Source organism: Mucilaginibacter sp. L196 (assembly GCF_009765905.1).
GTDB lineage: Bacteria > Bacteroidota > Bacteroidia > Sphingobacteriales > Sphingobacteriaceae > Mucilaginibacter.
The window spans coordinates 163,941-186,645 of sequence record NZ_LMUO01000009.1 but is presented as its reverse complement, the minus strand read 5'-3'; the positions used below and the strand labels follow the sequence as shown (position 1 = coordinate 186,645).

At 40.2% G+C, this 22,705-nt stretch carries 23 protein-coding genes; 8 read left to right on the top strand and 15 right to left on the bottom strand.

The annotated features are described in order from the left end of the window. Positions 1-30: 30 nt before the first annotated feature. Entirely contained in the window at positions 31-858 is an 828-nt protein-coding gene (locus tag GSQ74_RS04315) for an N-acetylmuramoyl-L-alanine amidase (RefSeq protein WP_158990432.1), read from the bottom strand. A gap of 229 nt (positions 859-1,087) precedes the next feature. Between GSQ74_RS04315 and GSQ74_RS04310 the strand changes: the two genes are divergently transcribed. After that, a complete protein-coding gene (locus GSQ74_RS04310) occupies positions 1,088-1,504 on the top strand; it encodes a VOC family protein (protein ID WP_158990430.1) in 417 nt (138 codons plus the stop codon). A gap of 435 nt (positions 1,505-1,939) precedes the next feature. On the opposite strand, the gene dinD is transcribed toward GSQ74_RS04310, so the two are convergent. The 4 genes from dinD to GSQ74_RS04290 all read right to left on the bottom strand — a co-directional run bounded on the left by dinD (position 1,940) and on the right by GSQ74_RS04290 (position 5,851). Next, a complete protein-coding gene (gene dinD / locus GSQ74_RS04305; RefSeq protein ID WP_158990428.1) occupies positions 1,940-2,773 on the bottom strand; it encodes a DNA damage-inducible protein D in 834 nt (277 codons plus the stop codon). A gap of 198 nt (positions 2,774-2,971) precedes the next feature. Further along, positions 2,972-3,277: a hypothetical protein gene (locus GSQ74_RS04300; protein ID WP_158990426.1), complete on the bottom strand. Its 306-nt coding sequence runs from the start codon at positions 3,275-3,277 to the stop codon at positions 2,972-2,974. Positions 3,278-3,328: 51 nt separating this feature from the next. Next, on the bottom strand, positions 3,329-4,102 hold the full coding sequence (locus GSQ74_RS04295) for an HNH endonuclease (RefSeq protein ID WP_158990424.1): 774 nt from the start codon (positions 4,100-4,102) through the stop codon (positions 3,329-3,331). Positions 4,103-4,153: 51 nt separating this feature from the next. Continuing rightward, positions 4,154-5,851: an AIPR family protein gene (locus tag GSQ74_RS04290; RefSeq protein ID WP_158990422.1), complete on the bottom strand. Its 1,698-nt coding sequence runs from the start codon at positions 5,849-5,851 to the stop codon at positions 4,154-4,156. A 377-nt stretch (positions 5,852-6,228) separates the two neighbouring features. Between GSQ74_RS04290 and GSQ74_RS04285 the strand changes: the two genes are divergently transcribed. From GSQ74_RS04285 to GSQ74_RS04265, 5 genes are all read left to right on the top strand, one after another. After that, positions 6,229-6,858: an MBL fold metallo-hydrolase gene (locus GSQ74_RS04285; RefSeq protein WP_371724288.1), complete on the top strand. Its 630-nt coding sequence runs from the start codon at positions 6,229-6,231 to the stop codon at positions 6,856-6,858. A gap of 22 nt (positions 6,859-6,880) precedes the next feature. After that, entirely contained in the window at positions 6,881-8,104 is a 1,224-nt protein-coding gene (locus GSQ74_RS04280; protein WP_158990418.1) for an FtsX-like permease family protein, read from the top strand. Positions 8,105-8,248: 144 nt separating this feature from the next. After that, positions 8,249-8,620: a 30S ribosome-binding factor RbfA gene (rbfA, locus tag GSQ74_RS04275; RefSeq protein ID WP_158990416.1), complete on the top strand. Its 372-nt coding sequence runs from the start codon at positions 8,249-8,251 to the stop codon at positions 8,618-8,620. Between the two features lie 9 nt (positions 8,621-8,629). Further along, positions 8,630-9,334, top strand: coding sequence for a peptidoglycan DD-metalloendopeptidase family protein (locus GSQ74_RS04270; protein ID WP_158990414.1), 705 nt, complete (start codon positions 8,630-8,632; stop codon positions 9,332-9,334). Between the two features lie 8 nt (positions 9,335-9,342). Further along, the gene (locus GSQ74_RS04265) at positions 9,343-10,026 is read left to right on the top strand and encodes an energy transducer TonB (RefSeq protein WP_158990412.1); all 684 of its coding nucleotides are present in this window, start codon (positions 9,343-9,345) and stop codon (positions 10,024-10,026) included. Between the two features lie 5 nt (positions 10,027-10,031). On the opposite strand, the gene GSQ74_RS04260 is transcribed toward GSQ74_RS04265, so the two are convergent. Genes GSQ74_RS04260 through GSQ74_RS04225 form a run of 8 tightly spaced genes read right to left on the bottom strand, consistent with a single transcriptional unit; the run spans position 10,032 to position 17,461 of the window. Continuing rightward, on the bottom strand, positions 10,032-11,165 hold the full coding sequence (locus GSQ74_RS04260; RefSeq protein ID WP_158990410.1) for a DUF1624 domain-containing protein: 1,134 nt from the start codon (positions 11,163-11,165) through the stop codon (positions 10,032-10,034). A gap of 57 nt (positions 11,166-11,222) precedes the next feature. After that, a complete protein-coding gene (gene lepB / locus GSQ74_RS04255; RefSeq protein ID WP_158990408.1) occupies positions 11,223-12,329 on the bottom strand; it encodes a signal peptidase I in 1,107 nt (368 codons plus the stop codon). 18 nt (positions 12,330-12,347) lie between these two features. Then, the gene (gene lepB / locus GSQ74_RS04250; RefSeq protein WP_158990406.1) at positions 12,348-13,490 is read right to left on the bottom strand and encodes a signal peptidase I; all 1,143 of its coding nucleotides are present in this window, start codon (positions 13,488-13,490) and stop codon (positions 12,348-12,350) included. Between the two features lie 37 nt (positions 13,491-13,527). Beyond that, complete coding sequence (gene dapB, locus GSQ74_RS04245; RefSeq protein ID WP_158990404.1) at positions 13,528-14,277, bottom strand: 4-hydroxy-tetrahydrodipicolinate reductase; 750 nt, start codon at positions 14,275-14,277, stop codon at positions 13,528-13,530. Positions 14,278-14,314: 37 nt separating this feature from the next. Further along, complete coding sequence (locus GSQ74_RS04240; RefSeq protein WP_158990401.1) at positions 14,315-14,998, bottom strand: DUF5683 domain-containing protein; 684 nt, start codon at positions 14,996-14,998, stop codon at positions 14,315-14,317. Between the two features lie 60 nt (positions 14,999-15,058). Then, a complete protein-coding gene (locus GSQ74_RS04235; RefSeq protein WP_158990399.1) occupies positions 15,059-15,739 on the bottom strand; it encodes a DUF5683 domain-containing protein in 681 nt (226 codons plus the stop codon). 3 nt (positions 15,740-15,742) lie between these two features. After that, positions 15,743-16,654: a ParB/RepB/Spo0J family partition protein gene (locus tag GSQ74_RS04230; RefSeq protein ID WP_158990397.1), complete on the bottom strand. Its 912-nt coding sequence runs from the start codon at positions 16,652-16,654 to the stop codon at positions 15,743-15,745. A 3-nt stretch (positions 16,655-16,657) separates the two neighbouring features. Beyond that, a complete protein-coding gene (locus tag GSQ74_RS04225) occupies positions 16,658-17,461 on the bottom strand; it encodes a ParA family protein (protein ID WP_158990395.1) in 804 nt (267 codons plus the stop codon). A 229-nt stretch (positions 17,462-17,690) separates the two neighbouring features. Between GSQ74_RS04225 and GSQ74_RS04220 the strand changes: the two genes are divergently transcribed. Further along, positions 17,691-18,215: an NADPH-dependent FMN reductase gene (locus tag GSQ74_RS04220; protein ID WP_158990393.1), complete on the top strand. Its 525-nt coding sequence runs from the start codon at positions 17,691-17,693 to the stop codon at positions 18,213-18,215. Here GSQ74_RS04220 and GSQ74_RS04215 read toward each other — a convergent pair whose 3' ends face one another. Continuing rightward, positions 18,216-18,908: a VIT1/CCC1 transporter family protein gene (locus GSQ74_RS04215; RefSeq protein ID WP_158990391.1), complete on the bottom strand. Its 693-nt coding sequence runs from the start codon at positions 18,906-18,908 to the stop codon at positions 18,216-18,218. It abuts the gene before it with no gap. 102 nt (positions 18,909-19,010) lie between these two features. Between GSQ74_RS04215 and GSQ74_RS04210 the strand changes: the two genes are divergently transcribed. Further along, entirely contained in the window at positions 19,011-20,276 is a 1,266-nt protein-coding gene (locus GSQ74_RS04210; RefSeq protein WP_158990389.1) for a hypothetical protein, read from the top strand. A gap of 112 nt (positions 20,277-20,388) precedes the next feature. Here GSQ74_RS04210 and GSQ74_RS04205 read toward each other — a convergent pair whose 3' ends face one another. After that, positions 20,389-22,356 carry a gliding motility-associated C-terminal domain-containing protein gene (locus tag GSQ74_RS04205; RefSeq protein ID WP_158990387.1) on the bottom strand — a complete coding sequence of 656 codons (1,968 nt, stop codon included), beginning with the start codon at positions 22,354-22,356 and terminating at the stop codon, positions 20,389-20,391. Positions 22,357-22,705 lie beyond the last annotated feature (349 nt).

Below are 22,705 nucleotides of genomic sequence, written 5' to 3'. Positions count from 1 at the left end.
GCCCTCCCTTCCGGGGAGGGTTGGGTGGGGCTAATTATACTTCTTATACACATTATACAACACATTCAGGTCTAACTGGGAGAGTTGCGGGCTGTTGTCTATTTGTACAAAGTGGCGTTTAAAGGCTACTATGGCGGCGTTGATGTCGTGCGTATCGTAACCGATCAGGCGCAGGGCAATGGCAGGGTCGAAACTATCGGGTGGTACTTCCAGCACATCATCACTCCAATAACCAAAACCATGCTGGGCTAACACTTGCCATGGGAAGTATGGGCCAGGGTCGGGTTTGCGGCCGGGGGCTATGTCCTGGTGACCAATGAAATTGGTTGTTGGTATATTATACAGTTTCTTTAATCTCGCCAGCAAAATCAGCAGACTATTGATCTGTTCCTTGGCGAAAGGCTCGCTGCCATTATTATCCAGTTCGATGCCGATGGAGCAGCTGTTCATATCCGAAATGCTGCCCCACTTGCTTACTCCTGCATGCCAGGCACGCAGGTAATCGTTCAGCATGTGATATACCTTGCCATCGCGGCTGATGACATAATGGGCGCTGACCTGTGTTTTAGCACGTACAAAAGTTTTGAGGGTTTGCACCACGCTATCCTGCGCGGTAAAGTGTATAATAACGTAATTGGGCTTGCGGATGTTAAAGTTAACCGTCCCAACAAATTCCGAAGTGATGTCGATCCCGGCAGAATCTTTTAGTGCAAGAGGGTCGCGCACGGCAATGATTTTTTTTATGGAATCAACCTGCCTATGATATACCTTGTTGCTCAATACGTATGGCCCCTTTGGGGAACATGCCGCAAAAAGCATTACAAATGGTAAAAGCCGGAGAAGAATACGCATTTTCATTATTGGATTAGTTTTTACGGTTAAAGTGGCTTAATGTTGCTGTAAATGGGGCTGTTTTACACTATTGTTACAGTTTAATATAAGTTTGTATCACATTGTTTTAGTGGTAGTTAAATTTGTCATTTGGGTTAATCATTTCTTTCATTTCAGTTGAGTAATTGGGCGCATATTGTTGGTGTTTTAATATCCTATAATTGAGAAACGGATTAACTTTACAAAAAACAGCAGCATGATCACAAAATTGAACCACGTCAGCATCTTTGTTTTAAACCAACAAAGCGCTTATGAGTTTTATGTAAATAAATTGGGCTTTAAAGTACATACCCACGAGGAGGTAGCGCCGGGGATGCAATGGATAACGGTTTGTCCACCCGAACAACCCGAGCTGGAAATTTCGCTGATGTCGGTTGAGGCGGGGATGATGTTTAATGAGGAATCGGGCAAGCTAATGCGCACGCTGGTAGAGAATGGTACCTTCGGTTTCGGCGTTTTTGAATGTGATGACTTGCTGGCTACCTGCGAAGAGCTAAAAGCCAAAGGCGTTGAGTTTGAAAAAGAGCCAACCCAGGAGTTTTATGGTTTCGAGGCGATATTTAAAGATGATTCGGGGAATTGGTTTTCGTTATCTGAGAGGGTGAAGGGGTAGATGGTTTTTCCTCACGTCATTGCGAGCGAAGCGTGGCAATCCCCGACTTACAGAGCGATTTGCTGCGCGCTGAGCTGTCACACTGAGGCACTCGAAGCGCGGTGCGGTGGGGCTTGGACGATGTCTTCGTTTTAATGAAGTATTCTGTCCCGCTCATTGCCGCGGGGGCTACTACTTTTGGCTTGATCCAAAAGTAGCAAAAGATCAAGACGGAAAAAACCTTCTACCCTCAGGCCAACTCCTGGCCCGGTTTTCCGTCAGGCGTTTGCGCGCTTTCTTTTCTTCAATTGTCATTTCGAACGAGGTACGAGGAGAAATCTTCTGCGATATGCAAAGTTCGATAGTTTTGGTGTAGAAGATCTCTCCCTGCGGCCGAGATGACAGGACGGATAGTGTTTTTGTTAAGCGTTTACGTGCTTCTTCTTTTGAGCTTTATTACTTCTTTGATCCTTTTGACGCTTTTTTCTCGTCACTTTCTAAACGACGCTCTAACTTTTTTACGTCTTCGGCAGGAGGCAGTGCTTCGGGCTTTACACCTCTTTGTAATAGAATGTCTCTTACGGCTTTGTTATTGTCGACATGCTCTCTTGAAATTTGGTTATTATTATTCAGGTCTTTTTCAATAACATTATGGCTTGTTAATTCATTAGCAAAGTCTTTTGCTTTAATGGTTAAGGTAGGTAAAAAATCAGCTAATGGTTTTGTAGCTGGTATACCCAACTTTTTCTTCATATCATTAGTGCTAAACCCACCAAATAATGCTTGGTCGCCTTTAGAACGAATAAGCGCAAATCCTTGAGCATCTACACCGCGTTCATATAAAATACCCGACAGCTTCTTTTCTGATTTTGTTAGCTTTTCACGTGCAGAAACACGCTCAACATCAATCAGGCGTTGCTCAATAATTTCCTGTTTACGGGTTTGTACAGCAAAATAGGTTTGGGCGAAAGCAATGGCGGGTTTGGATGGATCGCCATTTTGCGCGATAAGATAACAGGCATATCGAGTTAAAGCAATATCTTCAACCTCTCGCTGTGCCCCCTTTGCTATCGTGATCATTTTACCGACATCGGCAAAATGATCTGAAATACTTGAACCGGCGTTTTCACATGCCTTTTTAGCTTTATCAATGACATTTAAAAAATTCACCCATTTGGTATAACCTAATATTTCCTGCAATTGGCGTGCACTCCAGCATTCAATGCCGTTATACGTGTAGCAAGCCTGTTCAAACTTGCTGAATAATTCTAATATGATTTCCTTTTTCAACTTTATAAAGCGGTTTAGTTATAGGCTAATTTATGAAATTGTTAGTGAATGCGGGTGTGTTATGAAATAACTCTTTTGCACGCCTCTGCTTTTTTATTGTCATTTAGAACGAGGTACGAGGAGAAATCTTCTTCGATCTGCAAAATTCTATAGTCCTGGTGTAGAAGATCTCTCCCTGCAGTCGAGATGACTGGATGTTTAATGTACTTGTACAAGGTTAATAAATTCCATTAACGTTATTTCTGTGCTTGGCGCCTCGCTCGTGTATTCGATGCTTTCAAATTCATGCCAAGTATGATCAAATTCATTGTTCCATGTACCGAAGTGTAGGTCGGGTAAATGCCATTGGTGTACGTAGAACCAAGTTTCATCAATTAGCTTTGCTTGGATAAGTTTTAGTAGTGCATCGAGGCTGATGCCATTCGGATTCCCAAATATTACTGAACTGAAATTTTTATAGTTAGCGCTGTCGCGGTAGAGATAATTGAATTTGATATTTGGCATGCGCCAAGCTATATCATTTGCCTTTTATTGGCAATCGGATATAAGTGAATTTTAGCCTTTAAAACTTTGGTTGTGAATTTTTAGAAATTCGGTATCGGGAAAGAATTTTTGTGGTTCGATAAGTGATTTTCCGTCGTAATCGATGAAGTTTTGTTTGATGCTGAGTATATCCCGATTTTTGAGAAACGAGGATGCTACCTTTATTTTCAAATCTTCGGTTATGGTGAGTAGGCCGCAGTCAAATGCTTTGTCGTGCAGGTAGTTTAAGGCTAATCCGTTTTTAGGGTTCAGGCGATCTGCATGGTGTTTACTCCAGGGTAAAATATGGCTGGCTACCAGTAATTCTGTTTGTTTAATGCCGGTGATGCAGCATTGATTGTTAAAATTGGTAAGCACTATTTTACGGAACAGTGATTGATTAACCCTAACCGTTACTAAGCGTTCCCGCTCCTTGCCTTGTATGTCTTTTAAATTATCGAGGTCGATATGGTTTAGTTGCTCAATGGTGGTATGCTTCTTTTTGGCTAATAGTTTTTCACTTTCGATGAATTGCTCATCCCAATTTTGCATGTATTCGTTCCAAATGTGTTTATCCAGTTTACTGGCATTTTCCAAACCTTTTACACCACGCGCCCTGAGTTTCGGATCGAAACTGGCGAAGTTACCCAGTTTACGGGCAATGGAACTTGGCGACCTATCAATTAACTGAGCCAAAGCGATAACATCAGCATTGCGGGAGTGCATTTGGCCGAAAGGAATTTTACAGTACAGATTAATGGCTAAAATTGATTCTTCTTCAGTCCACAGCCGTTGGCCTTCTTTCATTTGTGATTTAGTTTTCTACCTCTAAAACTACGTGTTTACCGTCATTATAAACTAAGCACGTTTGTGATTTAAATTTAGTTCTTTATTTATTTCAGTATCTAATTCAGCAGCCTTTAGAGCATTATTAAGATCAATCTTAAACTTTGAATTACTCGAAATTATCGCATTTAATATTGCCATTGCTTGAGTAATATTTGAGTCTAAGATTAAAGGGGTAGCAATTAAAGAAGTTATATAAGACTTCATATAGGATGCATTGCTCCAATTATCTCCATTTTTAAATAAAAAAGCTACAATCCGAGCGATGTGAAATGAAGCATTTTTTGCTAAATATCTAATTGTATCATCCGTCGAACTTGCAAAAGAAGCTTGAATATACTCACTTGTTTTTCTAAAAATAAGTACAGATAATAAATACGGTTCCACCGTATCCACGCCTGAAAATATTTTGGAATAAAACTCATCCCATACTTTGTATTTTCTGCTTCTTGCATCAGATGGTTTGCGCAAAACAATGCCTAAATATGCTACAGCTAATTCTTCATTAGGTACTATATTATCTTTCGTTATTATTGTGCTTTCATATTGTCTTGGTTTTCTCTCAAGCGAATAACCATATAATAAAAATCCCTTTTCCAGGTCGAATTGAGTTTTATCATTTGCCCTTAAATTTCGACCCGTTATTTTGTTTTGATTATTAGTAGTTAATACAATTTTATCTACCAATTCGAGATCGTTAGTTTCATAAATTCTTAACAGCAATTTAGTATCTGGTTGGAGATGACCTTCTCTCAATGCATTTGCTAAACTTGTCGCTGTTTGACAACCATTAACAATTTGCATGTTCTCTATTTTTACTTTCGCATCGTCTGGATCTGTAACGGGATCAACTTTATCGCAAACAATTGTTACCCCATTGTTTAAAAACCAAAATAGATTACTTAAATTACTATTGGTACACGTGTTTAAAATGTCCTTATTTACTCCTCCGAGTTTTCCTAAATATTTTCTTATGTTTAAATCGAATACAAATCCATTTTTGTCATTGTTAACAACTGTAGCTATTTCAAACGCGGTAGCCGAACAAATAATCCCTTTTAATCCTTGACTGTGGTATTTAATCAATGATGGATTATTAGTATCATAAAGAATTTTTATTTCACAATTTATTTTCTTGTTCTTCTTTTCTTGAGCGTTAATTATGTCGACTAATTCAGCGGAACCTATTATATCAAATGTAAAACTTGAAAAAGTTTCATTGTCATAAGTATCTGTAATGGTCTTTATTTCTTGTATACATTCATCGGAAAGCTCACTGCTTAAACCATTTGTAATGTATGCCACTTTAATATTAATATTCGAAGGACCTAAGTTCGATTGTGTTGCTCGATAATCTTTAATTTTATCTTTAAACTTAATATTAGTAATAGTATTAACATCATTAATAGGCTTTTCAAATAACCATTGTAAGCCATTTCTAATATGAATTATTCGATTTGACGAAAAACTATCTTCATTTTTTACTTGAGTAATGTAAATCGTAGCCTCATCAGAACTCTCTTCAATTGTGATAGAATCTATTTGTTTATCTTGTCCACCATCTACATCGTCGTTAGGATTAAATGAGTGAATACTATTATCAGTAAAGATACTATGTCCAAATATTTGGAAACCTTTATCATTTGAAGTATTTAACTTACTTGCAGTTTTTTCAATATGATCTACTATAATTTGCTGTCTGAGATTCATTGTTGGATTAGGTTTAAATTTCTCTAATTTATAACAATTAAGCTTACACATTTACATATAATAAAATAGTTCCTGAGACACTTCATTTTTCACTCCAAAATCCTCATTTTTCCATCCAAAACCACTCATTTTTACTCAAAAAAGCATCAAAAATAGTCCATTTTAACCCATTTTTTGCCCATTTTAGGCCTTATTTTGGTGTTTTTTGCCTCATTTTCACATCTGAAAACCGCCTATTTAAGTACTTTTCGAGCGTTTTTAACCCTAAAAGTGTACCAAATGTACCAACTGTTTCACATGTTCCGTGGTACAGTACAGCGCAAAATCGAGTGATTTATCACCCTCCTGCCTAAAGGCTTAATTTTGTACTTTTGTGCATGCTTAAAGTATTCCCCAATAACCCATACCAGGAAAACACCATCGTTTTGTATGATGACAGCCTCGAGTGCGCCATCATCGACCCGGGCATGTACACCGCGGCAGAGCAGAACGCGGTGGTTAACTTCATCCGCGATAACAAGCTTAAACCGGTATTGCTGCTCAACACGCATTGCCATATTGACCACGTGCTGGGCAACAAATTCGTGTTCGACCAGTATGGCCTGAAGCCGCAGTTCAACATTGGCGAGCAGGATATACTGGATGCAGTACCTGCCTATGCGCCAAGCATGGGTTTCCGCTATGAGGTATCACCGCAACCTGAGATTTATTTGCCGGAGACAGGCACAGTTAGCTTCGGTAATACTGAGCTGGAACTGATCTTTGCGCCGGGGCATTCTCCCGCTTCGTTGTGCTTTTATAACCGTAAGGATAATGTTTTGGTAGGCGGCGATGTGCTGTTCCGCGGCAGCGTGGGGCGTAGTGACTTGCCGGGCGGTAATCATGCTCAGCTGTTGAAGAATATTGAAGAAAAACTGTTCACCCTGTCGGATGATTGCACGGTATATCCTGGTCATGGCCCGGAAACTACTATAGGTTACGAGAAAGATACCAATCCCTTTTTTTAACTTAGGCCATTAATCACCAGGTTTGAATACATCGGTCTACATAGCTAAGCGGTACCTTTTTTCGCGTAAGAAAATGCATGCCATCAACATTATTTCGGGCATCAGCATGCTTGGGGTGTTTGTGGGCAGCGCCGCACTAGTGATTATATTGTCGGTTTTCAATGGCTTCGAGAAGGTAATATTGGGCCTGTACAGCAACTTCACCCCTGAACTGAAGATAGAGCCCCGCTTCGGCAAAACATTCGACCCAAATACTACCTACTTTATGCAATTGCATAAGGACCCGAGGGTATTCTCGTACACAGATGTGCTGCAGGAAAAGGCGCTGATCATGTATAATAACAAGTCGTTTATAGGTAACATTAAAGGTGTATCGGCTGATTTCCTGAAGAACAAGCAATTAGACAGTACCATACAGGATGGTTCATTCACCCTGCGAAGCGATAGTATTAATTACGCGGTTATTGGTGGTACGGTGGCAGGCAGCTTGTCGGTTAACTTAAGCGATCCTACACCGCTGCGCATTTACGCGCCCAACCGCACTGCCATGAGCAGTGCCGACCCGCTGAATGAGTTTATAGTGCGCAATATATCGCCATCGGGGGTATTCAGTATACAGCAGGATTTTGATGATATAGCGGTAACACCTATCGACTTCGCACGTGAACTGCTCAACGAGCCAGTGAATGTATCATCGATAGAGATCAATTGTGTAAAAGGAACTAATGTTGATGGCTTTCAGCGGGAGATTATAGACCAGGCAGGTGGTAAATACGCGGTAAAAAACCGTATCCAGCAAAATACCGAATTATATAAAACTTTAAACTACGAACGGTGGTTTATATTTATGATATTGGTTTTTGTACTCATCATCGCTATATTTAACATCATCGGCTCGTTAACTATGCTGGTGATAGATAAGCGTAAGGACATAGCCATACTAAGCAGCCTGGGGGCAGGCAAAAAGCTGGTACAGGGTATTTTCTTTTTCGAGGGGATGATGATATCGGGTATTGGTTGCATAGCCGGGATGGTAGTAGGCTTGATATTTTGCTTGTTACAGCAGAAATATGGTTTTATAAAAATGGGGGCCAGCATGTCGGTTATTGATGCTTACCCGATAGAGCTAAGGGTGAAGGATTTTGGCCTGGTGTTGTTAACAGTAGGCTTTATAGCGGTGATGGCATCGTGGATCAGTTCGAGACTGAGTATTAAGAATCTGGATGATATAAAGGGCGATTTGTAATAAGTTAAAAGTAAAAGGTTTAAAGTTCAAAGTTGCTTACTTTTACCTTATTCGTCCCTTCAACATAAATAATTAATAGTGAATTGTGGAGTTACTTTTAACTTTAAACTCTTTACTTTCAACATAAACTAACCTGATAACAACATGGAATCAAAACGTCAGCAAAAATTCGCCGGAGTTATACAAGAAGATCTTGCCGCTATCTTACAGCGCGAAAGTAGTAGTTACCTCCCTAACACCATGGTTACCATTACCAAAGTACGTGTAACCCCCGATTTAGCTATTGCCCGTGTTTTTCTGAGCTTTTTTAGCAATAACAACAATCAACTGGCGCTCCAAACCATTAAACAGCATGCATCAGAGATACGTTATAAGCTGGGTTCGAGAATAAAGGATCAGGTGCGTGTTATCCCTCAACTAGAGTTTTTTATTGATGATACCAGCGAATATGTTGACCGCATGGATAAGATCTTCGACAAAATAAGTAAAGAGGAACGCCAGAAAGAGGAAGAATAGTTCCTGTTTATGGATGCATCCGCTCGTTTAGCAGTCGCGTTAAAATCACACCCGCAAAGTATTAGTAAGGTGATTGATTTTGATGAGGCTGTAGATCGCCTATATCAATTCGACCTGACAAAAAACAACACTGAACTTAGTTTTGAGGTGGTTAATGATGTAGCCAAATTCAGCCATTGGGTTGATCAAAAGCTTGCTGATAATCATTGCCGTTATGGTATTGGGGGCTATATGGAGCTGCGCACCATTTACGATAACCGTGAGCAATTTGAAATCAGCGGTGAGCAACGCCAACTACATTTAGGTATTGATATTTGGGCCGATGCGGGTACGCCTGTTTATGCGTCTTTAGATGGCGAAATACACAGCTTTCAGGATAATGCACATTTTGGGGATTACGGGCCAACTATCATCCTCAAACATCAACTTGGCGAATTAATATTTTACAGCCTTTATGGCCATTTAAATAGGGAATGCCTTACCAGTTTAAGTGTAGGCAAATCAATACAAGATGGTGATCATATAGCCAATTTTGGCACAGCGGAAGTTAACGGCGGCTGGCCGCCGCACTTACATTTTCAATTAATGCTGGATATGGAAGGCAAGGTTGGTGATTATCCCGGTGCTTGCCGTAACGCTGATAAAGCAAAATATCTGCAAAACATTCCTGATCCGGCTTTATTACTGCAATTTCCGCCTGCTATAAATGTGTAACACAAATTATGTTTAATCAATGTTATAATGGCATGCGCAAGATGTTGATTATATTAATGTTGATGACAGTCGCCTTTGCGGGCTATGCTCAACAACCTACTTTTAAGGGTGGGCAACAAGCATTAGATAATTTCCTATCGCAAAAAATAGTTTACCCTGAATACGCTAAGCAAAATTGTATCTCGGGCACTATAAAAGTTGGGTTTGTGGTAGATGAGAATGGTAAAGTTATCAACCCAAAAGTAATACAAGGCTTAGGCATCGATCTGGATGATGAAGCCTTGCGGGTTGTTAAATTGACTTCGGGCAAATGGGTTATTCCAATTAATTACCAGCCTTTGAATATTGTGCTGCCGGTTCGATTTGAGGCAGATCAAATCGTTTGCGGTATCAGCAATAATGATATGAATCTGGCCATCGCCAACTATAAAAGCCAGCAGAATCTGGAGGACGCCGTAACCAATTACTACAAATCTAAATACTTGGGTAAGTCAGATACTACGCATGAAGCTGCCATTATCAGCCTAAAAAAGCAATTGGGTTATGATGACAAATTCATCGATGATGTATTAGAACAAGGCCAGGAAAAGCTAAACCAGGGTGATAGCGAAGGTGCCTGCCACGACTGGACATTCATCCGCAACATAGGCAGCAATAGAGCCGATGATCTGCTTGCTAAATACTGTAAATAACAGCGCTACAAATAGCTCAGCCACCATTGTTTGTGAGTTTGCTTATACTTCATAAACCAGCGGCACGGGAAATATAGGATAAGCACTACCAACAGCCAAACAATGTACACCGTACCTAATGGGAAGCTGTAACCATGTTTTTTACCCATTATAACAAAAGTTAAAAAGCATAATAAACGCGCCAGGTAAAGGTGCAGAATATAGTAAAACAAAGGAACGCGACCATATACTAAAAATATGGAAGTAACACGACTGTGTACATTTTCCAGTGCGGCCAACATCAGCATAACCGGACCGAGCGTTATTAATAGATAGTCGAGCGAGGGCGGGTATTTGCTTACATCAATAAATGAAAGAACATCGCGGTACCAACTATATTGGTTTGTCCAGTTGCTCGGGTCGCCATAAAAATTAAATGACCTGATGGCTATAAACATAACTATAGCACCAATACCAAATGTGATCAACAGCTTTCTGCGTTTGGCTTCATCTATTTTAAACAGGGTGCCGAAGCAATAACCAAGCGCCATTACACCGATCCAAGGGATCAACGGGTAAAAGAAAAGCACGTTAACATTGCTGAAGCTAACTATGCCCCCTACGTGTAAAATGTCCCAAATATCTTTTGCGGCAACACTAAAAGTCGCAGTTGAAAGATTATCAAACAAATCATGCCCAAAAACCAATATAAAACCGATTGCGGCTATTGCAGATAAAGGCAAATATATCAAAGCGGCTAATACAATCATGCTGATACCTATTGCCCAGATTACCTGCAGGAATATAAAGTGATAATCCAGATTCATAACCCAGCCAAACCGAACAATGGTCAACTCTAAAAATACAAGCCATAAACCACGGCTCAGTAAGAATTTAGCAGCCTCGTTTTTGGTTTTGCCCCGGCTGATAGATAGAAAAGCGCTTGTACCTGCTAAAAACACAAAAGTTGCGGCGCAGTAATGCGTTACAAACCGGGTTAAAAATAAAATGCTTGATGCCTTCGAAAGATCGGTCGGATCGTAATTAAGATGGGTTAAAAAATCCCGGCAATGGTCGAGCGCCATTACCACCATCACTATACCGCGTATTATATCAATAGATTCAATACGCTTTTTGGCTGGAACAGCTACTGAGGTCATCTTTGAAATTGTGATTTGTGCTATTAAGATACATCAAATCTGTCAATTACAAAAAAATTAATCAATAGGCCTCAATACCCTACTCCACCTGATCCTGTTTAAGAAATTGGCGCCGCTATCCACACTTAGCCAGGTAAAAACGGCTTTGCCAACAATATGATCTTCGGGTACAAATCCCCAAAAACGGGAATCCTCGGAGTTATGGCGGTTATCGCCCATCATCCAGTAGTAATTCATTTTGAAAGTATAGGTATCGGTTTTCTTTCCATTGATTAAAATATCGTTACCTAATACCAATAATTTATTGTTTTCGTAAACCTGTATAGCCCTGCGGTAAATAGGTAGGTTTAGGCTATTCAGTTTTACTGTCCAGCCCTTTTTCGGGATGATAACAGGCCCATAATTATCAACGTTCCAACGCAAACGGGGATCACGTGGAAATATATCCGGGTCATAAACGCCATTAAGCTGGTTGTATTCTTGTACTGAAGTTATATGTGTTGTTGCTTTTAACTTGGCGGCCGCCTGGCGAGTCATCAGCAACTCAAAATCGTGTGTGCTAAGCTGCTGACTAAACGTGATGTTTAATTGATTTATTAATTGCTGACTTATACCAGTGCTATCCGTATGCACTAAAAACGATGGCTGACTGTATTGAGGAATGGCCTCGGGTTTACCATTAATGTAGACTTGAGCATCCCTGATACTTAACGTATCTCCCGCAGTGCCCTGGCAGCGTTTAATATAATTCTCTTGTTTATCAATGGGGCGATAAAATGGCGAATCAATATCCATAGGATAATTAAAAACCACTACATCGCCCTTTTTAACTTCGCTAAGGCCCGGTAAACGGAAGTATGGTAGTTGTATGCCATCCCAATAAGACTTAGTGCCTGAGAACGGCATAGTGTGCTGCGAGAATGGAAAAGATATGGGTGTGATTGGCATCCGGGCACCATAATTCACTTTGCTTACAAAAAGAAAGTCGCCAACCAAAAGCGTCCCTTCCATAGATCCGCTGGGTATTACAAAAGCTTCGATAAAAAGGCCGCGTATAAGTATAGCCGCTATTACCGCGAAAAGGATAGCGTTAGTCCATTCGCGTACTGCGCTTTTCTTCTTTTTGGGTTTTGATCTTTTTCTTTTCCAGAATCTCCAATTCATCAATGCTGCCGACAAATATTAGTGTATAATATTGAACAGCCTGCCCCATCTTATTTTATGCATGAAACTTGCGTTATCATCCCAGCTCATCCAAATAAATATGGCCTTGCCAACAATGTGGTCCTCTGGCACAAAACCCCAGTAGCGTGAATCTTCTGAATCATGGCGGTTATCGCCCATCATCCAGTAATAATTCATTTTAAAGGTATAGTTGTTAGTTTTTTGTCCGTTGATGTATATATCGTCGCCTTTTACCTCAACTTTATTATGCTCATAAACCTCGATACAACGCTCGTATAATGGGAAATTCATACTATCCAGCTTAACTGTCCATCCTTTTTTGGGGATGATGATTGGGCCGAAATTATCCACATTCCACCCATATCTCGGTAACCTGTTATGCAATTTAACATCTATTGGATATTTCAACGGGAATACCGGATTGTATATATCGGCCTCATCTTTGATACTGATTACCGGCATCAGGTTTTTAACATTAGAGTAAGTACTTAACTCATGTGCTGATTCAGCGGTCATAGTAGGTACAGTTGGCCTTCCCGGGTCATAATAAGATATATGGAGTTCATCCATTATTTCAGGATTTACCTCTTCGCCTGTTGTAGTATAACTGTATTCGGTTTGTTCGCCAGGCGGGTTTGGAGCTTTTTTGCCATTTACGATAACCTGGCCTTCAACAACACTTAAGGTATCGCCTGCAGTACCCTGGCAGCGTTTTATATAGTTTTCCTGTTTATCAACTGGCCTGTATAGTGGTGAATCAGCATCCATTGGATAGTTAAACACCACTACATCGCCCTTTTTAACCTCGCTAAAGCCTGGTAAACGATGGTAACCTAATTCCCATCCATCCCAATAAGCTTTAGTGCCTAGTAGTGGCATGGTATGGTGCGCGAACGGAAACGCTATCGGCGTCATCGGCGTACGTGCGCCGTAATTAAGCTTGCTTACAAATAAAAAATCACCAACCAGTAACGACCGCTCCATTGATGGAGTAGGTATGGTATAGGCCTCGATAAAAAAAGTACGGATAAGTGTGGCTGCGATAACCGCGAATATGATGGCTTCGGTCCACTCACGTGTGCCGCTTTTTTTCTTCTTCCCGGGTGTCCTACTTTTCTTGCTCCAAAATTTCCAGTTCATCTTTTCCTTATCAGTTATCGCGGCGACAAATTAATTATTAAATACCAAAGTCAAACATGTCCTGTACCGAGTGGAAGCCTTTTTTATCCTGCAACCATTCTGCGGCTAACACGGCGCCTAATGCAAACCCATTACGGTTATGCGCTGTGTGTTTAAACTCTATCGAATCCACTTCCGAATCATAAATTACAGTATGGGTTCCCGGTACGCTATCAATACGTAACGATTCGATCAGCAATTCGTTTTGATTAATATTGTCTTCGGTATTATTATCATCGGTAGTTAAAACATTTAACCAACCTTTTTTAGCATCAATATTTTCAATTATGCCTTCGGCGATGGTTATGGCTGTTCCGCTTGGCGAATCCAGTTTTTGTGTATGATGGATCTCTTCTACCTGGACATCATAATACGGGTAGTTATTCATTAATTTGGCCAGCATTTTGTTTATTTTGAAGAAGATATTTACCCCTACACTAAAGTTGGTGGCATATAACAGCGTACTGTTATTTTCTTCGCATTGCTGTTTTATATTTTCCAACTCATCATACCAGCCTGTTGTACCCACAACCACCGGCGTACCTGCTTCAAAGCATTTAGCAATGTTACCTAATACAGAACCGGGCATGGTGAATTCAATAGCAACATCCGCCTTTTGTAAGTTTTCGGCAGTTAGCTCATGCAGGTTATCATGATCAATTTTTAATACAATTTCGTGTTTACGGTCGGTAGCTATTTTTGCAATGATTTTACCCATTTTACCATAGCCTAACAATGCGATCTTCATCGGTATAATTGTTTTTAGTGGTGATGAACCAATTTATTTATCTGAGGGTAAAGGTAAGTTTTATCCCGGGAATTATTGGGCTATTTGAACTTTGAGCATACATAGGTGATTGATTGATGATAGTGGGATCAACATTGTAAGAAAAATCAGTATCCATAGTATATGAGTGCTTAAACTTAGCATCAATATAGGCATCAACCATTTGCACTCCCCAAAAAGCTGCAAAGCCCATTATGCTCAAATCCCGGTCGCGACGAAAAGCATCCTTAATATTATATATTGTTTGGGGCTGCTCACGCCCGAATAACATGTAATCACTATAATATTTATCGCCGGGCTTTGGCATCTTATAGTGAGCAACGTCAATTGACAAAGCTAAAAACTCTTTATAATAGTGCTGATTATATACAATAGCATCAGCTAACAATCCTAATGCTGTATAAATTATAGGAACTTTCCACCACTGATGATTATAAACCTGCCCCAAACCCGGAAGTATCAAAGAGCGGATAACCGCTTTGCGCGGGCTGTGCAAACTATCGGGATGATACTTTTTATGATCTTGTTTTACTTTAGGCGCAAATGGTTTTGATGTAACCGAGTCCTCATGTAAGTTAACATCGTCTTTGGATGTTTCTTTAAGTCTCGAATCTTGATTTTGAGCTTTAGCTGATAGTAGAGTGGAAGTAAGTAAGGAAAAAATAATAAGGTGTTTATACATATGATAAGGTCTGTGCAATAACTGCACTTCCTTATTAACGTATTACTTATTGAGGTATTATCAGAAAGACAGTGTAAGTTTTAACCCCGGAATCATTTGGCTACCTAAACTTTGGGCAAACATGGGTTGTTGGTTCATAATTGTTGGTTCAATTTTATAACTAAAATCGGTGTCCATGGTATATGAATGCTGAAATTTGGCATCAATATAAGCATCAACCATTTGGATACCCCAAAAAGCCACAAAACCCATTATGCTCAAATCTCGGTCTCGGCGATAGGCATCATTAGCATCGTATATGGTTTGATCTTGCTGGCCCTGGTATAAAATATAATCGTTATAATATTTACTACCCGGCGCAGGTGAGGTACCATGTTCCCTATATTTAGATAAGGCTAAAAATTCCTGGTAATAGCCTTCGTTAAATACATAAGCATCGCCCAATAAACCTAATGCTGTATAAATTAAAGGCACTTTCCACCAACGGTGATTATAAACCTGCCCCCATCCCGGTATTATCATTGATCGTATTACCGCTTTTTTCGGGCTGTGTAAACTATCCGGATGATATTTTTTTTCGTCGTGCTTTATTTTGGGCGCAAAAGGTTTAGACGTAACAGAATCACGACGTAAATTAATACTATCCCTTTTGGTTTGTTTGTTGTTTAAATCAGGGCTTTGTGCCCTGGCTGCTAAAGCAAAACCACCAACCAATAAAAATACAAGCAGGAATTTATACATTTTTTACCAATCCAACATTTCAAGGATACGGCCAAGGTCATCCTCTGATAAAAATGGTATTTCAATACTGCCATTTCCTTTGCCGTTAACTTTAAGTTTAACCCTTGTACTAAATTTCGAAGCCAGGTCGTCCTCTATCTTTTGCATGTGATAAGGAATGGGCTCGGGTTGTTTGCCTTCTTTTTTTACAGGCACCCGTTGCATCTCGCGCACCAGCTCTTCAACCTTACGAACGGATAAACCTTCCTTTATAATATGCTGATGAATAAATAATTGTTTAGCAGGGTCATCAACGGTGATCAATGCGCGTGCATGGCCCATAGTTAATTGCCCATCACGAATAGACGCCTGTATAGCTGGTGGCAATTTAAGCAGGCGCAAATAATTGGTAACCGTTGAACGGTTTTTGCTCACGCGATCACCTAGTTCTTCTTGTTTCAGGCTGCATTCATCAATCATTCGCTGAAAGCTGAGAGCAACTTCAATAGCATTCAGGTTTTCACGCTGTATGTTTTCAATAAGCGCCATTTCCAGCATTTGCTGATCGTTGGCGGTACGTACATAAGCCGGGATCTGCGTTAAACCTGCCAGTTTTGAGGCACGTAAACGGCGTTCGCCCGATATAAGCTGGTAGCTATGCGCATTAACACGCCTAACGGTAATAGGCTGTATAAGCCCTTGTAGTTTTATAGAGTCGGATAGCTCCTGTAATGCCTGCTCGTCAAAATCAGTACGTGGCTGAAATGGATTAACCTCAATTTCGGCTATCTTAATTTCGTTAACAGAACCCATGCTGTTAACCTCGGGCGACAAAGCGACCCCAGAGGAACTATTTTTATCAGGATTTACACTTGCAGAATCATTAAGCAGCGCGCTTAACCCTTTACCAAGGGCATTTCTTTTTTCTGTGCTCATTTATTAAGCTGTTACTGTGGTTTCCGCGGCCGGGTTTGCAATTAAACCGTTTTTCTGTACAATTTCGCGGGCCAGATTCAAATAATTTATAGCGCCTTTACAAGTGGCATCGTGCATAATTACCGATACACCAAAGCTTGGCGCCTCACTTAAACGTGTATTACGTTGTATAATAGTATCAAACACCATATCCTCAAAATGAGTGCGCACTTCTTCAACCACCTGGTTACTCAGGCGAAGGCGTACATCATACATCGTTAACAAAATACCTTCAATTTTAAGTTCGGTATTTAAACGGGTTTGAACAATTTTTATAGTGTTTAACAATTTACCCAAACCTTCCAACGCGAAATATTCACATTGCACCGGTATAATTACCGAATCGGCAGCACTTAACGCGTTTATGGTAATTAAACCTAACGATGGCGAGCAATCAATAATAATAAAATCATACTCATCGCGCAGGCTGTTAAGCACATGCTTCATTTTAAACTCGCGGTTCTCCAGGTTTATCATCTCTATCTCGGCACCCACCAGGTCAATATGGGCAGGCAACAGGTCAAGATTTGGGGTATCTGTTTTTTGGATAGCATCATGCGGATCAATATCATTAATGATACACTCATAAATGCTGTTTTTTATATTGCGCGGATCAAAGCCAATACCCGATGTGGAGTTGGCCTGCGGGTCAGCATCAACAAGCAATGTTCTGTATTCTAATACGGCTAAACTTGCGGCCAGGTTTATGGATGATGTAGTTTTTCCTACGCCGCCCTTTTGGTTGGCTAAAGCAATAATTTTACACATTGTATATTAAAATTTATTTTGGGGTTTATTCATAACGAAAAACAGAAACATAAATTTCTACCTTCGTGAAGTTAAACGGTGCTAATATACAAAGTTAATAATTGCCTGCATTTGTATGATGCCGGTTATGGCGTTTAAGCTATAATTTTACTCACATTTTTGGCTCACTTACACACAATTTCAAGTATAAAAAGTTTAAAACCCGCTTAATAGCATTGCAAATAAAAAGATGATCAGTATAATCTCATCAACCAACAGGCCGGGCAGCAACACCTTTAAAGTGGCTAAGTATTACCAGCAAATACTATTGCAAAAAGGCCAGGAGGCTAACATATTATCGTTAACCGAATTGCCCGACACATTTATAGCCACCGATTTGTACGGAAAAAGAAGCGAAGCTTTTAAACGGATATTAGATGCGGCGATAAACCCATCGGATAAATTCCTGTTCATTATCCCTGAATATAATGGCAGCTATCCGGGTGTTTTGAAAGTGTTTGTTGATGCCTGCGATTTCCCTGAAAGCTTTTATGAGAAAAAGGCAGCTTTGGTTGGCATCTCATCAGGCAAATATGGTAACATACGCGGCGTTGACCATTTTACAGGCGTTTGCCACTATTTTAACCTGCACGTATTACCGCTAAAACTTCATATAGCCAATATAAAAACAGAATTTGACGAAAACGACAATTTGTTTAAAGAAGACACCGTTAAGTTTGTAAACGAGCAGACTGATAAGTTTATAGCCTTTTAATTAAAACCCACCATTAATTAACTTAGCCATAATAAATGCCGCCGCTGCCGCAAGTGCACCTATAAATAACACTTTTAACGCACCACTAAACGCAGGCTGACCTGTAACTTTACTTTTAAAGTATCCAAAAATAAACAGGCATATCATCGTTACCCCGCATGAGTAATACAACGCCATCTGCGAACTCGGGGTAAAAAAATAGGGAGAAAGCGGAATAATACCCCCAACAACATAGGATGCGCCGATTGTTATTGCGCTTTGCGTAGCGCGGTTAGCTAGTGGTTCTTCAAGGCCTAATTCGTAGCGCATCATGAAATCAACCCACTTGTGTTTATCTTTTGCCATTTCATCAGCTACCTGCTGTTGCAAGGCAACCGATAACCCAAAATCAGCGAAAACTTCCATCACTTCTCTTTTTTCTTCCTCAGGTACACGCTCAACCTCATCATATTCGCGTTTTAACTCAGCAGCATAATGATCGGCTTCTGTACGGCCTGCCAAAAAGCCCCCAAGCCCCATCGCAATTGAGCCGGCAACAATCTCAGCTATACCTGCTGTTACTACAATGTGCGATGAATTTACCGCGCCGCTTAAACCTGCCGCCAAGGCGAATGGCACGGTTAACCCGTCAGACATGCCGATTACAATATCGCGGATAGTATCGGAGCTTTTTAAATGATGTTCATGATGCATTTTTAAAATTACCTCCAATTACCGGATCATATCATATTTATATGCAGTTTATTATTAGTCTGAATTAATTTCATATATTTACAACTGATTAAACCTTATTGAATGAAATATCTATACTTATTTGTTACCCTGATTTTTTTAACCCCATTATTTTCCTCCGCTCAAAACAACTACAAACCCGGCTATGTAGTAACCTTAAAAGGCGATACCCTAAAAGGATATATCGACTACAAAGAATGGATTCAAAATCCTCGAGGAGTTAATTTTAAAACCGACGCGGGTGCAAACCAAACATCGTATTCTATTAATAATTGCAGCGCCTTTGGCGCAAATGGATTTGAATATTACAGAAGATACATTTTACCTATAAGCCAGGATAAAGTGCAAGTATCAAACCTCACAATTGGTGTTGATACAACTACAACAACTGACACCGTTTTTTTAAAAACGGTAACCAGCGGAAAAAACATAACCCTGCTTACTTATAATGATGGTATAAAACGTAGGTTTTTTGTAGCTGAAAATAATGCTGTCGCAACAGAACTTATACAACATTTATACCTTGACCCTCAGGAAACATCAAGAATTGTCACCCAAAAAACTTATACCAGGCAATTGCAGCAATTAGCGGCCCAGTATCAGCCGCAGGATGATAAATTAATTAAAGATATCCCCTCAGCCAATTATAGCGGAAAAGATATAAGGAAGATTGTATATGAAATAAACGGTGCAACTAATTATGAAACGGTACAATCCACTACAGGTTCAGCAACACGCTTCTTCGCTGGAATAGCATTAAATGATGCTATGTCAAGATTTACACCACCCAATGGCACATCTAGTTTAAAATCATCATCAGCGTTTCCTCAAATAACATTTGGCACCGATATTCTTGTAAATAAAAACGTGGGTGATCTTTTGGTTCGGCTCGAGATAGGAGCAACGGGAAATAAAGCTAACTATGCATTTAGCGGGCAACTTGCAAATTCAACAACTTACACAACCTTTAAATATACTCAATACCAGGGTTTCTTTAATCCTCAATTATTGTATAATTTTTATAACACCAATGCATCTAAAGTTTACGTTGCAATTGGGTTCCAATTAAATTATGCTACTTATGCCAATAAATCTTACGCTACCCGTTACACATTATCAGGAGGATATTCACAAACCAGTGATGATACATTCCCTGATTTTAAACCATTTGTTGTTAATTTAACCAGTAAAATCGGCTATGTAATAGGTAGTAAACTCGATATTTATTTAGGCTATAATCCTTCAACCAATATTAATGACAATGAGGGGTATTCATTAAACACAGCATCCTTTAAAGTTGGCATTAACTACTTGTTTGGGGCGAAATAAATATATGCGGACTATAATCCTAAAACGAGTTTGAATAATAACACTCAATTCTCAATAAACGAAACATTATTTACAGTAGGCGTAAACTATATTTTCGGCCGGTAATTAATCACTACCTGACTACCAGCACCCACCCCGATATTTTGGGTGTGTTATTTTTTAGATCCAAAACATAATAATATGTGCCAACCGGTACCGGTTGGCCATTATATTTTCCATCCCATGGGTTGGCGTAGCCAACGCTGCGAAATACTTGCTGCCCATATCTGTCAAACACCAGCATCAGGCTTTCCGGGTAGGTGATCAGCGCGTCAATGTCCCAATAATCATTTCGTCCATCGCCATTGGGCGAAAATGTATTGGGAATGGTGATTTTTTTATAAACCCTAACAAAAACATTGCTGCTATCTGTGCCGCAATTAGTTGTTGAGTTAACATGTAGCGTATAGGTTATATCATCAGTCGGACTTGCGAAAGGATTAAGCACATTTGGATCACTTAAACCGGTAATAGGCGTCCAATAAAACACGTTGCCATATTTTTCACTCGCGGTAAGCCTTACCGTTTGGCCTTCAAAAATAACTTTGTTGGTACCTGCGTTAGCAATTGCCTTTTTTAATGTGTTAACCGTTACTGTCTTGGTGGAAAAACAGCCGCTGGCATTACTTACCTTAACTGTATAAGTTGTAGTATCTGTTGGAAAAGCAACCGGGTTTGATATAGTTGAATCAGATAAGGTTTTACCGGGTGTCCATAAATAAAATGCACCGCCCGACGCGGTTAAGCTGGTGCTGTCACCAGCACAAATGGTAGTCGCGCCTGTTGCAGTTGCCACAGGTACGGGATTTACATTAATTTGTGTGGATGTGGTTGAGGAGCAATCGTATTGATTATAGGCAACCACCGTATATTGCCCGGCATCAGCCGCGCTGATGCCATTTATTGTTACCGGGTTGTTAGTAGTAGCAGGCAAATTTGGGCCGGACCATTGATAACTCGACCCGCCTGTTGCATTAAGCACCACGGTATCGCCTACACATTGTTGCATAACCGGGTTTACTCCCTGTACTACCGGGTTTGGCGATACGTTAACCGTTAATGGCTGCGAGTATACACGGCAACTTGCTAAAGTACTGGTGCCATTGGTTACACCCAGGCGGTACTGATAAGTACCCGGTATGGCATTTACAAACTGAACATTAAGCGTATTGCTTGTTTGCCCTACAGTATCAACCCATCCCCCGTTGGTATGGTAAGATTGCCATTGGTAGGAAGGCGTTGTATTACTACTATTATCAACCTGCGCCTGAAGTGTATAATTAGCGCTTTGCCCCTGGCATAATGATTGTGTAGGCGATCCTGAGATTGACCCAAAACCGGTTTCAATTACCGGCCCGCACGCTCTGAAAGTAATATCATCCAAAATAAGGTCATTTCCATTGCCACCGGGTGCGTTATTGGTCATTTTAACAATTACTGATGACACTGAGTCTGGAGTGGTGAAAAAAAGGGTCTTTTGCACCCATGTAGGATCGGTTGTTGGAGGGATGGTGCCGCTTGAATCTATAGCCAATACCTGACCACTGGCCGTTTCTACTGAGAATGTGATATTAGGCTCGCTTACACGGGGCCCACTGGTTTGCAGTGTTATCAAATTTAATATATAGGCCGAGAATTGATAGGTAGTGCCGGGACAAAGCGTTGGCGCGCTTTGAGTAAAAAATACATTGGGGGCAACTGATGCGTTAACAATCATCATGTATCCATTAGGATTACCTGTATGATCTGATGTTACATTATGCCATGTGGTGGGGTGGCAATTGTCGGTACCCGTTAAACTATTGGCAATGGTATATTGCCCATCAGATGGGCAACTATTATTAACATAAATTAAATTGGTAACCCCTGCCGCAAGTGGAGGGCCGGGGTTTGAGCCGGAACCAAAGTCCTGATTGATCACCGGATCGCCCAGGCTACCATTACAGGTGGCTTGTGGCCCAGTTTGTGTTTGAGCGTTACATGTTAGGGATACGGCTATAATTACCGGCAAAATGAAAATAAAAGCAGCTACTCTAATCAAAGTTTTATCCGGTTAAACAATTGGCTTCCAAAAGTAAAATTTTTAACGGATGCCACACATATTTAGTTGATAATAACGTGTTTATTACAAAGCCATTCCATAATAATCATCCATTTCTCCCAAAAACAAAAATCTTTATAGCGGGCTGTTTTAATATGTTGGCTGATAATAATTTCATTATATATATACTATTGTTGTGGCGATAAAATTTTTTGGATGCACGCGAAACCATGTGAACTGGAATGATGCCGCCATTATAACCAATTCAAGCAAACAAGTGGTTAATCTGCCACCACCATCACATGACAGAACTATATATAATTACAACAAGTCTTCGCAGGGTCCTCTG